Annotated in this window: 13 protein-coding genes; 7 read left to right on the top strand and 6 right to left on the bottom strand. The window is 69.2% G+C overall.

The window, feature by feature from the left end; genetic code table 11:
* The first annotated feature begins 7 nt into the window (after positions 1-7).
* Positions 8-445 (top strand): hypothetical protein, encoded by a 438-nt coding sequence (locus AC07NX_RS08100; RefSeq protein WP_494640686.1) that lies wholly within the window; start codon positions 8-10, stop codon positions 443-445.
* Between the two features lie 2 nt (positions 446-447).
* On the opposite strand, the gene AC07NX_RS08105 is transcribed toward AC07NX_RS08100, so the two are convergent.
* Together AC07NX_RS08105 and AC07NX_RS08110 are read right to left on the bottom strand one after the other, a co-directional pair.
* A complete protein-coding gene (locus tag AC07NX_RS08105; RefSeq protein WP_494640688.1) occupies positions 448-588 on the bottom strand; it encodes a hypothetical protein in 141 nt (46 codons plus the stop codon).
* A gap of 340 nt (positions 589-928) precedes the next feature.
* A complete protein-coding gene (locus AC07NX_RS08110; RefSeq protein ID WP_494640690.1) occupies positions 929-2,116 on the bottom strand; it encodes an acetyl-CoA C-acyltransferase in 1,188 nt (395 codons plus the stop codon).
* 331 nt (positions 2,117-2,447) lie between these two features.
* Between AC07NX_RS08110 and AC07NX_RS08115 the strand changes: the two genes are divergently transcribed.
* A complete protein-coding gene (locus tag AC07NX_RS08115) occupies positions 2,448-4,823 on the top strand; it encodes a TonB-dependent receptor (RefSeq protein WP_494640692.1) in 2,376 nt (791 codons plus the stop codon).
* Positions 4,824-4,861: 38 nt separating this feature from the next.
* Here the strand turns inward: AC07NX_RS08115 and AC07NX_RS08120 are convergent, their stop codons facing one another.
* The 4 genes from AC07NX_RS08120 to AC07NX_RS08135 form a co-directional block, all read right to left on the bottom strand.
* Positions 4,862-5,284, bottom strand: coding sequence for a YybH family protein (locus AC07NX_RS08120; protein WP_494640694.1), 423 nt, complete (start codon positions 5,282-5,284; stop codon positions 4,862-4,864).
* 252 nt (positions 5,285-5,536) lie between these two features.
* Positions 5,537-6,232, bottom strand: coding sequence for a TPM domain-containing protein (locus AC07NX_RS08125; protein ID WP_494640696.1), 696 nt, complete (start codon positions 6,230-6,232; stop codon positions 5,537-5,539).
* Complete coding sequence (locus AC07NX_RS08130) at positions 6,232-7,017, bottom strand: TPM domain-containing protein (protein WP_494640698.1); 786 nt, start codon at positions 7,015-7,017, stop codon at positions 6,232-6,234. Before AC07NX_RS08130 ends, AC07NX_RS08125 begins: the two co-directional genes overlap by 1 nt.
* A 156-nt stretch (positions 7,018-7,173) precedes the next feature.
* On the bottom strand, positions 7,174-7,818 hold the full coding sequence (locus AC07NX_RS08135; protein WP_494640700.1) for a LemA family protein: 645 nt from the start codon (positions 7,816-7,818) through the stop codon (positions 7,174-7,176).
* Between the two features lie 259 nt (positions 7,819-8,077).
* Between AC07NX_RS08135 and AC07NX_RS08140 the strand changes: the two genes are divergently transcribed.
* The 5 genes from AC07NX_RS08140 (at position 8,078) to AC07NX_RS08160 (ending at position 11,562) form a co-directional block, all read left to right on the top strand.
* Entirely contained in the window at positions 8,078-8,503 is a 426-nt protein-coding gene (locus AC07NX_RS08140) for a hypothetical protein (protein WP_494640702.1), read from the top strand.
* A gap of 115 nt (positions 8,504-8,618) precedes the next feature.
* Positions 8,619-9,839, top strand: coding sequence for an FAD-dependent oxidoreductase (locus AC07NX_RS08145; RefSeq protein ID WP_494640704.1), 1,221 nt, complete (start codon positions 8,619-8,621; stop codon positions 9,837-9,839).
* A gap of 222 nt (positions 9,840-10,061) precedes the next feature.
* Positions 10,062-10,397 (top strand): DUF8200 family protein, encoded by a 336-nt coding sequence (locus tag AC07NX_RS08150; protein WP_494640706.1) that lies wholly within the window; start codon positions 10,062-10,064, stop codon positions 10,395-10,397.
* Positions 10,398-10,560: 163 nt separating this feature from the next.
* The gene (locus AC07NX_RS08155) at positions 10,561-10,797 is read left to right on the top strand and encodes a PaaI family thioesterase (RefSeq protein ID WP_494640708.1); all 237 of its coding nucleotides are present in this window, start codon (positions 10,561-10,563) and stop codon (positions 10,795-10,797) included.
* A 210-nt stretch (positions 10,798-11,007) separates the two neighbouring features.
* Positions 11,008-11,562 carry a F0F1 ATP synthase subunit delta gene (locus tag AC07NX_RS08160; RefSeq protein ID WP_494640710.1) on the top strand — a complete coding sequence of 185 codons (555 nt, stop codon included), beginning with the start codon at positions 11,008-11,010 and terminating at the stop codon, positions 11,560-11,562.
* The last annotated feature ends 13 nt before the right edge of the window (positions 11,563-11,575 follow it).

Here is an 11,575-nt window from a genome sequence, read left to right on the forward strand (position 1 = left end):
CGCCGCCATGCTTCGTTCCGCCGCCGTCGTTTGTTCGATCCTGCTGCTGTCGGCCTGCGGCGAGTCGCCGATGGGGGCGTCCGAGGGGGCGTCGAGCGCGCCGGCCGACGCGCCGGCCTCGGCCCCGCCGGGACCGGACTTCTCCGGCGACTTCCAGCTGGTCGGAACCGAGCCGTTCTGGGGCGGGCGGATCCAGGGCGACGGCCTGACCCTGTCGCGGGCGGGCCAGCCGGACGTGAGCGCGGCCAATACCGGCGTCCGCGTCGAGGGCGACGTCGGCGTGTGGGGCGTGGGCGGTCTGGTGTTCAAGCTGCGGGCCGAGCCGTGCTCGGACGGCATGTCGGACCGGCGGTACGGCTATCGCGCCGAGGTGACGATCGGCGGCCAGACCCTCACAGGCTGCGCCTCGACGCCGCTGGACCTTCAGGCCCAGCCGAAGCCTTAGTCCTAGTTGCCGACGTCCATCAGCTCGTATTGGCCGCGCGCGTCGAGGTTCTGGTGCACGGCGCCGGGCACGGGCAGCAGCAGGCCGATCGAGACGGCGGCGACGGTGGCGAGGGCGAAGAGGGCCTTGAGAGGGGCGGCCATGGCGATGGGTCCTGGCGGGCGATTTCGGTCGAAACGGCCGATCGGCAACAAAGATGGTTGCGGTTTGCGGGCGTTCAAGAGAGGCCTGGCCTCAAATCCCGAAATTCGTCGATCGCCGTTCTTCGGGCCGTCGCCCGATCCTCATATGGGACCCCGAACGCAAAACGCCACCGGGCGCGAACCCGGTGGCGTCGTTGGCGAGACGGGGACAGGCGCGGGCGCCCGTCCCCAGCGATTGTCGCCTTAAAAGATCTCGAACAGCCCTGCCGCGCCCCACCGAAATCGGCTTGCCGATTTCGGCGTCCTGAGTGATGGGCGCCGTCTTCCGGATTGTTTGAAATCAGAAGATTTCAAACAATCCTGCCGCGCCCATGCCGCCGCCGATGCACATGGTGACGACGCCCAGCTTGGCCTTGCGGCGCTTGCCTTCCAGCAGCAGGTGGCCGGCGCAGCGGGCGCCGGTCATGCCGAACGGGTGGCCGATGGCGATCGAGCCACCGTTGACGTTGTACTTCTCCGGATCGATGCCCAGGCGGTCGCGGCTGTAGAGGCACTGGCTGGCGAAGGCCTCGTTCAGCTCCCACAGGTCGATGTCGTCGACCTTCAGGCCGTGGCGTTCCAGGAGGCGCGGCACGGCGAAGACCGGGCCGATGCCCATCTCGTCGGGCTCGCAGCCGGCGACGGCGAAGCCCTTGAACAGGCCCAGCGGCTCCAGGCCGCGCTTGGCCGCTTCCTTGGCCTCCATCACCACCACGGCGGCCGCGCCGTCCGACAGCTGGCTGGCGTTGCCGGCGGTGACGAAGTTGCCGGGGCCCATGACCGGCTCCAGCTTGGCCAGGCCCTCCAGGGTGGTTTCCGGACGATTGCACTCGTCCCTGGTCACCACGTAGTCGACCAGGCTTTCTTCCTTGGTCTCCTTGTTGACCACCTTCATCTTGGTGGCCATCGGCACGATTTCCTGGTCGAACAAGCCGCTGGCTTGGGCCGCGGCGATCCGCTGCTGGCTGCGCAGCGAGTATTCGTCCTGGTATTCGCGGCTGATGTTGTAGCGCTTGGCCACGATGTCGGCGGTGTCGATCATCGCCATCCACAGGGCCGGCTTCTCGCGCATCAGCTTTTCCTCGGTGATGTGGAAGCGGTTCATGTGGCCGCCGCCCTGGACCAGGGAGATCGATTCCACCCCGCCGCCGATGGCCACCGGCGCGCCGTCGTTGCGGACATAGTTGGCGGCGGTGGCGATGGCCTGCAGACCCGAGGAGCAGAAGCGGTTGACGGTCTGGCCCGAGGTGGTGACCGGCAGGCCGGCCCAGATGGCGGCGTTGCGGGCGACGTTCATGCCGGTGGCGCCCTCGGGGCCGCCGCAGCCCAGGACGACATCTTCCACTTCCGCGCCTTCCAGGCGCGCCCGGCTGACCGCGTGCTGGATGGCGTGGCCGGCCATGGCCGCGCCGTGGGTGTTGTTGAACCCGCCGCGGTTGGACTTGGCCAGGCCGGTCCGGGCGTAAGAGACGATGACCGCTTCGCGCATGGGCGCACTCCCCTTTAAACGTTAGTTTGAATTGGCGGCCACCCTAGACCGGGATTTCCGTCCGCGAAAGGTCACGCGCACGTCAAGCGGGTCGAATCGCGTCGGCGCCAGCGCTGGCCAGGAACAGACCTAGAGCTTGACCATTGCGCGCGGCCGGGGGGAAGAAAACCTGGGTTTTTGTTGCCCGCAATCCACGCGCGCCGGGAAATCTCATCATGCCGACGCCCTGATCTGGTTTGGCGTTGACTTTCACTGATTCCCCCAAGAACGCTCAGGTTGTGGCCGATAATTATAATCCAGGGCCGCCGAAAAACTTGAGCGGGAGGAATTCATGCGACCTGTCACCCAACGCCGGCACGCGCTGCTGGCCGCGACCGCCCTGGCGGCGTCGATCGCCCTGCCGGCGGCGGCTTACGCCCAGCAGGTCGACACCGTCGAGGAGCTGATCGTCACCGCCACCAAGCGCGACGCGACGATCCTGGACGTGCCGTTCTCGATCAACGCCCAGAGCCAGGCCGACATCCAGAAGTCCGGGGCGGTGACCCTGGAGGACCTGTCGCGCAATGTCGCCGGCCTGACGATCCAGAACCTCGGCCCAGGCCAGAGCCAGGTGTCGGTGCGAGGCGTCTCGGCCGGCCAGGTGGTCCGCGACCAGCCGGGCGTCAAGGAGCAGGTCGGGGTCTATCTCGACGAGTCGGTGATCTCGCTGTCGCTGTTCACGCCGGACATCGACCTGTTCGACCTGAACCGGGTCGAGACCCTGCGCGGGCCGCAGGGCACGCTGTTCGGCTCGGGCTCGGTCGGCGGCACCATCCGCTACATCACCAACCAGCCCAGGCTTCAGACCTACGAGGGCACGGTGGAGGCCAATTTCAACACCCTGAAGGGCGGCGACGTCGGCGGCTACGTGAAGGGCGCGGTCAACCTGCCGCTGTCGGACAAGGCCGCCCTGCGGGTGGTGGGCTACGACACCGAATACGGCGGCTTCGTCGACGCCCTGGGCGAGGGCGGCACGAGAAAGAACAACGTCAACGACGGCTATCGCCGCGGCGGCCGGGTGTCGCTGCTGTTCCGGCCGACCGAGGACATCAGCATCACCCCGCGTCTCGTCTACCAGAAGATCCACGCCGGCGGCTTCAATCGCCAGGAATCGTTCAACCTGTTCGCCAACCCGTTCACCACCACCCGCCCGCCGATCACGATGGGCGAGCGCGAGCAGTACCTGCTGCTGGACGAGAGCTTCGGCGACAAGACCTTCCTGGGCGACCTGACCGCGTCGTTCGGGTTCAACGGCCTGAAGCTGACCTCGGTGACCAGCTATATCGACCGCAAGATCGACGTGAACCGCGACGCCAGCGCCCTGACCGGCAGCGTGTCGGTGGACCTGGGCTTCCCGGCGGCGGCGGTGACCCTGCCGTCCAAGCTGGTGGACACCACCGACCTGGAGCAGTTCACCCAGGAGGCGCGCCTCGGCTCCGACGGCGACGGTCCGTTCCAGTGGCTGGTCGGGGCGTTCTATTCGAAGGTCGACCGGGTCTACAACCAGCGCCTGCCGACGCCCGGCTACGACGCCTATACCGACGCCACCCTCGGGGCCGGGACCTCGGCCGCCGTGGCCAACGGCTTCCCGGCCAATTCGCCGTACAACGCCTCCCTGCCCTACAAGATCAAGCAGAAGGCGGTGTTCGGCGAGGCCAGCTACGAGATCCAGAAGCTGACCATCACCGCCGGCGGCCGCTACTACGATTTCAGCGAGAACCGCCGCTTCACCTCCGGCGGCCTGTTCGCCAACGGCGACGACCAGGTCGACAAGACCTCGTCCGACGGCTTCACCCCCCGCCTGCTGGTCAGCTACAAGGCCAATCCCGGCCTGACCTTCAACGCCCAGGCGTCCAAGGGCTTCCGGCTGGGTGGGGTCAACGACCCCCTGAACCTGCCGCTGTGCACCCCGCAGGACGCGGCGATCTTCGGCGGCTTCCAGTCCTATGACGACGAGACGCTGTGGAACTACGAGGGCGGGGTGAAGACCCGGATGGGCGGCGTCACCTTCAACGGCGCTGTCTTCTATACCGACATCAAGAACCTGCAGACCACCCTGGACGCCGGCTCGTGCTCGTCGCGCGTGGTGTTCAACGTGCCCAAGGCCCACACCAAGGGGATCGAGGGCGAGCTGTCGGCCCGCCTGGCGCCAGGCTTCGACCTCAGCGTCTCGGGCAGCCTGCTGGAGGCCGAGTTCGACTCCACGGTCCGCGACGGCACGGGCGCGGTGATCGGCGGCATCCGCGAAGGCAACCGCCTGCCGTCGGTGCCCAAGTTCCAGATCTCGGTCAGCGCCACCTATACGCGGACCCTGACCGCGACGATGGACGGCTATGTCACCGCCTCGTTCCAGCACGTGGGCAACCGCTACACCCAGGCCAGCGACCAGGAGAACAATCCGCGCTCGTTCGTCTCGGGCCTGCCGTTCGGCGGGGCCTCGGGCGCCGACGCCACGGTGCTGGACCTGCAGCTGCCCAGCTACGATCTGATCAACCTCAGCGCCGGGGTGCAGATGGACAACGGCCTGGACATCATCGCCTACGTCAACAACGTGGCCGACGAGAACCCCCTGCTGTCGTTCGACCGCGAGCGCGGCGGCCGGGCCCGGCTGGGCTATTCGATCGGCCAGCCGCGCACGGCGGGCCTGACGATCCGCAAGTCGTTCTAGGCCCCGTCGGGGACACGCCCTCGCGGCGTGTCCCCGTTCTATTGTCCCGGCGGCCTGGCCTCGGTCAGGAAGTCGGCGTGGCGGTGGATCACCTTCCAGGCGCCGTCCTCGCGCCGGAAGATCTCGGTCACCCGCAGGTGCATCTCGACCGGCTCGTCCCGGTCGGCGAAGCGGACAGTGGCGTGCTGCAGGCCCGTCCAGTAGGCCAGGTCGCCGCTGGCCTGGCTGTGCAGGATCTCCAGCGTGGTCTCGCCGCCGTTCGCCATGCTCCGGGCGCCGCGGGCGTTGACGGCGGTGACGTGGCCGGCCCCTTCCTCGCGCCCGCCGCCGGGCGGGAAGAAGGTGGCCGGATTGGCCTGGGCGGCGATCTCGCCCAGCGGCCCGGCGTCGCCGTTGACATAGGCCTGGGCGACGCGCCGGCGCTGGTCGAGGAAGGCGGTGAAGTCGTCCTGGTCGGTCATCGGAGCCTCCTGCGTCACGCCCACAACGCGCGACGGGAGCAAACGCACCCTGCCGGCGGCGCGATCACCCATGACCGAAGACGATTGTCATCCCGGACGAGCGCGTAGCGCGACGATCCGGGACCGGGGCGTGAACTCAGAGCTTGCGGCGGTCCCGGATCGGCGCCCGGCTTCGCCGAGCTTGTCCGGGATGACAGCTTCTTCTCGGTGGATCCTTGTGCGATCGCCGTCGGTTCCCGAAGGCCAGGGTCTCTAGCGCGGCAGCACGGTCAGGCCGTCGGGCAGTTCGTTGCGGTCGTCCGGCCGCGGCGGCGCATGGGCGGCCAGGATCGCGCCGGCCCGGGCGACGGCCGCCACGAAGCCGTCGGCGATCGCGCCGCGCTTGAGGCCGGCGACCAGGTCGGCCACCACCTCGTCCCAGACCCCGCTGGGCGCGGCGGCGTGGACGCCGTCGTCGGCGATCACCTCGACGCGATGCTCGGCCAGGGCGGCGAAGATCAGCACCCCGGTGCGCTCGCGGGTCAGGTGCAGGTCCTTGGCCATGAAATAGTCCAGCGCCGCCTGGCGCACCCGGGCCTTCTTGACAGCGGGCGGGATCAGGGCGCGGCGCACGGCCGGGATCGAGACCAGGGCGGCGACGACGGCGAAGATCGCCGCCTGCAGGCCGATATAGGTCAGCAGCGCCGAGAGAATGGCCACGTCCTGGGCGGCGGCGTGGCCGATGCTCCAGCCGCCGAACAGCCGGCTCAGCATCTCGGGCCGGAAGCCGGCCAGCAGGGCCAGGGCCGGCAGCAACAGGGCCGCGCCGGTCGCCCAGATCAGCGGAACGGCGCGGTCGTCGCCGACCTCGGGGGCCAGCACGCAATAGATCTCGCCGGCGGTGGTCTTCTCGGCCTGGGCCACCGCCTGGGCGATGCGGTCCTGGTCGGCCTGTGAAAGCGTGTGCATCACCAACTCCCCGAAGATCCGCCGCCGCCGAACGAGCCGCCGCCGCCGGAGAACCCGCCGCCGCCACCGCCGCCGCTCCAGCCGCCGCCTCCGCCGCGGCCGCCGCTCAGCATGCCGTTCAGGATGATCCAGGGCAGGGCCGAGCCCAGGCCGCCGCCCCGCCGTCCCCGACGGCCGAACACCTGGCTCAGCACCACGATGACGACGAACAGGACCAGCAGGGCCAGGATCGGCGAGGCGCCGGCGCTCCGCTCGGCCTGCTGCGAGACCTTGAAGGCTTGGGCCGCCTTGGCCCGGGCTTCCTCGTCCGGCAGGGCCAACTGGGCGATGACCGCGTCGGTCCCCGCGACGACCCCGCCCTCCAGGTCGCCGGCCTTGAACTTCGGCAGGATGGCCGTCTGGATGATGACGCTGGACAGGGCGTCGGTCAGGATCGGCTCCAGGCCGTAGCCGACCTCGATGCGCACCTTGCGCTCGGTCGGGGCCACGATCAGCAGGGCGCCGGTGTTGGTTCCCTTCTGGCCGATGCCCCAGGTGCGGCCCAGCTGGTAGCCGTAGTCCTCGATCTCGTAGCCCTGCAGGCTGGGCACGGTGGCCACCACCAGCTGACGCCCGGTGCTCTTCTCCAGGGTCTCCAGCTTGGTGGTCAGCGCGGCCTCGACTCCCGGCGACAGGATGTCGGCGCCGTCGACCACGCGTCCGGTCAGGGTGGGGAAGGTGGGGGCCGCGGCCAGGGCGGGGAGGGCGAAGAAGAAGATGAGGGCCGCGAGCCCCCAGTTCCTCACCCGCGCAGCGGGGGAGGTGGCGCGATGCGGATACGCATCGTGACGGAGGGGGCGCTCGGCGACGGCCGGGACGCCCCCTCCGTCACGCCGCCGATGGCGACGCGCTACCTCCCCCGCTTTGCGGGGGAGGAGAAGGGAAAGAGCGTTCAGGCCCACCTACTGCGCCGGGCCGGGCTGGGTGTTCACGGCCGGGGCCGGCGGCGCGTCGAAGTTGACGTTCGGCGCCGACTGGGCGTTGGCCGTGGCCTGGAACAGCTGGGCGGGCTTCTGCGAGCCGTACAGGGTCTTGGCCCAGATGATGCTGGGGAAGGTGCGCAGGGTGGTGTTGTAGACCTGCGCGGTGTTGTTGTAGTCGCGCCGGGCGATCGAGATGCGGTTCTCGGTGCCCTCCAGCTGGCTCTGCAGGGCCAGGAAGTTCTGGTTCGACTTTAGCTCCGGATAGCTTTCCTGGATCATCATCAGCCGGCCCAGCACGCCCGACAGCTTGTCCTGGGCGGCGGCGTACTGCTGGAACTGGGCCGGGTCGGTGATGGTCGAGGCGTCGACCTTGACCTGGGTGGCGCTGGCCCGGGCCTCGGTGACGGCGGTCAGCACGCCCTTCTCCTGGGCCGCGTAGCCCTTCACCGTCGCCACCAGGTTGGGGATCAGGTCGGCGCGCCGCTGGTACTGGTTCTGGACCTCGGCCCAGGCGGTCTTGGTCGCCTCGTCCTGGGTGGGGATGGTGTTGATCCCGCAACCGGCCAGGAACAGGCTCACGGCGATGACGGGGGCGAGACGGGTGAGGGTTCTGAGCATCCGCATGAAGTCCCTTCGGGCCTGATTGGATCCGGGCGTAGCGCCGTATGTGTTTCGGGCGGTCGACGCACACTAAGGGCCAGCCCCGCGCCGATGCAAACGCGGCGACGACCTGCGCGTGCATTCTCTCGCAATGCGCGCATTTGTCATCCTGGAAACGTCACGGTGGCGACGTCCGAGCGAGATCAATCGTGGCTTGCTTGCGACAATCGGTCGCCGTCGCGTCTTAATCGCAAGCTCACCCGGGCGCGGCAGGATCACCGCCATGATCACGATGGCCGCCTGCGCCGTGCTGGGAGCCGTGCTTGGCCTCTACGCCAAGCCGCGTTGGCTGGGCGTGGCCATCGCCGTGATCCTGGTCGCCGGGATCGAGGGCGGCGCGCGCTTCTTCATCGCCCTGATCGACGAGCAGCCCAACCGCGAACTGCTGATCGGCCGCTTGCGGGCGATCTTCGGCGAGACCTGGCTGGACGCCTTCGGGCCGCTGGCGGCCGCCCTGGCCGGCGCCGTGTTCGCGGCGATCATGGGCAAGGTCCTGGATCGCGAAAGCCGGACCGTGGTGATCAACGCCGACGAGATCCGCCGCAAGGTCGGCAAGGACGGCCGCTACGCCCGGCTGGACGGCATGGTCGAGGACCGGCCCGTCCAGGCCGCGGCCAAGAGCCGTTTCGATTCGATCCTCGGGCTTTAGCTGCCTCTTTTATCCGCCCGCCTCGATGCTGACCGGGCGTTGAGGGATAGAGCCTTGGCGCGTCCGGGAGGCCAAGGCTAGGGTCCGCCCGTGTAAAGCTTCCAGGGGACGGGCCATGAGGATCACGACGAGCAGCCGACGGGCCGTGCTGGCGGGCTTGGGCGGCCTTGGCGCGACCAGCCTGGCTGGCTGCGTGACGCCGGGCGGGGCCTCGGTCCGCCGCGCCCCTGGCCTGATCGCGCCGGCCCGCCCCGCCTTCGTCGTCCCGCCGCTGGCCCCGCTGCGGATGAGCGCCGACCGCATCACCAGGATCACCGTCTGCCTGCGGCCGTTCCGCGCCGCCGGCCCGCGCCTCGACGTCGAGACGGTCGGGGACAAGCGGGTGGTCCACAACTACGGCCACGGCGGCAGCGGTTGGTCGCTGTCGTGGGGCTCCAGCACGATCGCCGCCGGCAAGGCGCTGGAGGGCGGCACGAAGGAAGTGGCGGTGATCGGCTGCGGCGCCTTGGGCCTGACCTCGGCCCTGCTGCTGCAGCGGGCCGGCGCCAAGGTGACGATCTACGCCAAGGAGCGCACGCCCCAGACCCGCTCGTTCCGCGCCACCGGCACCTGGTCGCCGGACTCGCGCGTCGCCGACGCCGACAAGGTCGCGCCCGGCTTCCCGGCCCTGTGGGAAGAGATGGCCCGCACGTCCTACGCGACCTACCAGACCCTGCTGGGCCTGCCCGGCGAGCCGGTGTCGTGGAGCGATCGCTACACCCTGTTCGACGGCGCGACCCAGAGCGGCCCGTCCCCCTCCAGAAATTCGGGCGCGGGGGCCATCCACTTCGCCGAATACGGGGATCGCCTACGCGATATCGTGCCGGGGTTCCACGACCTGCCGGCGGGCGGCCATCCGTTCCCGGTCGGCCGGGTCCGGCACGGGACGTCGATGCAGTTCAACGTCACCGACCTGGCCCACCTGCTGACCAACGACTTCCTGATGGAGGGCGGCAAGATCGTGACCATGACCTTCGACACCCCCGCCGACCTGGCGCGGCTGAGGGAGCCGGTGGTGGTCAACTGCACCGGCTATGGCGCGCGGGCCCTGTGGAAGGACGACACCATCACCCCGGTGCGCGGCCAGATCGCCTGGCTCGCCCCGCAGCCGGAGGTTCGCTACGGACTCTATTACCGCCACGTCTCGGTCCTGCCGCGGCCGGACGGCATCGTCGTCCAGTACACGGGCGACAGCGACATGTGGGGCTATGGCGTCACCGAGGAACGGCCCGACCGGGCGGAGGCGGAGAACGCGGTGGCGACCATCGCCGAGCTCTACGCCAGGGCGTTGCTCTAAGATGAGCAACCTGCGATAGAAACAAACGTTTCATTAAAAAATGCTCATGCGAAATAGATTCCGCTTGCGCAATTTCTGAACACTGATATCTAAGCAGTGCTTAGTTCCGAGCTGGCGCCCCGGTGGGGATACCGGCGCCGACATCCCCGGTTCGGAACGACCAGTACAGCTTATCGCCGATCATTCGATCCAACTCCCCTGTACACGCTGGAGGGCTCTCTGATGAAGCTCCAATCCCTGGCGGCTGTCGCCGCCCTGACGACCTGCCTGTTCGCCGGCTCGGCCTTCGCCGACGGCCGCATCGCCGTCGCCCTGGAAAACCCGCTGGCCGCCAAGACCAAGGTCGTCGCCGGCGGCGCCGTCTTCGTCTGCGAAGGCGCCGAGTGCGTCTCGACCTCTGCCCCGTCGCGGGCCCTGACCGCCGTTTCCTGCAAGGCCCTGGCCAAGGAAGTCGGCCGGGTGGCGGCCTTCGGCGGCGACACCAAGTCGCTGGACGCCGACGACCTGACCCGCTGCAACGCCTCGGCCAAGGCCGGCGTGCAGACGGCCGAGAAGTAGGCGCACTCTATAGTACCCGGACGCCCTGGGGCCCTCCCGCCCTGTCCGGCTGTTTCCTCGAACATTCGCCTGATGGGCGGCGGGCCGGTCTCGCCGCCCTTTTTCTTGGCCCCTCTTCGGGGCCCCCTTATCCACGGGCGAGGATCGGACTAAGGGACCGTGCATGACCGCCTCGACCGCCGCCCTGCTGGAAGACGCCTTGCGCCGGATCGCCGGCCCCGACGCCGTACCGGCCTCGATGACGGTCGACTACGCCGCCGCCGCCCCGGTCTCCACCCACAAGGCCTGGATCGAGCGCGCGACCCGCAGCCTGGTCTTCGCTCAGGCCGAGGCCCGTACCGAGGACGGAAATCTGGTGGCCACCGCCTCGGCGGTGTTCCGCAGGGTCGCGCGCGGTTAGCGGACCGCTTTTCCGAAACGCCGCCGCTCCTTACGCATTGGCCTTGGTTGCGACTGCGAAGGCTGCGTGTTATCAGGCGCGCGGCTTCGGACAGGGCAGCGCGTCAGCGCCGGCCGTCCATGCGCTTTTCTGGAGCGCGCTCAAGCCTTTAAGCCGGGACGAGGGTTAATCTTCTTGTCCGCGGCGATTGCAACGCACCGGGCGGAACAAGTGGCGGACGAAACCAAGGCGACGGATGCGGGTCAGCGCTATGCGCAGTCCCTGTTCGAACTGACGATCGAGAGCAACCAGCTGGCCCAGGTCGAGGCCGACCTGAAGGCGCTGCGGGCGATGGCGGCCGAGAGCGCCGACCTGCGCCGCCTGATCGACAGCCCGGCCTTCTCGGCCGAGGACAAGGCCAAGGGCCTGACCGCCGTGGCCGCCAAGGCCAAGTTCCAGCTGCTGACCGCCAAGTTCCTGGGCCTGGTGGCCAGCAACGGCCGCGCCGGCGACCTGCTGGGCGCGATCAGCGCGTTCGTCGAGCTGTCGGCCCAGCATCGCGGCGTCGTCACCGCCGAGGTGACCACCGCCAAGGCCCTGACCGCCGCCCAGCTGAAGGGCGTGTCGGTCGCGGTCGCCACCGCCGTCGGCAAGACCCCCGAAATCTCGACCCGCGTCGATCCGTCCATCCTGGGCGGCATCAAGGTGCGCGTCGGCTCCCGCCTGTTCGACGCTTCGCTCCGTTCGAAGCTCGATTCCCTGAAATTCGCCCTGAAGCGCGCCTAAGCGTATAAGCGCG

The sequence above is a fragment of the Caulobacter sp. GW821-FHT09A05 genome (genome assembly GCF_059418465.1).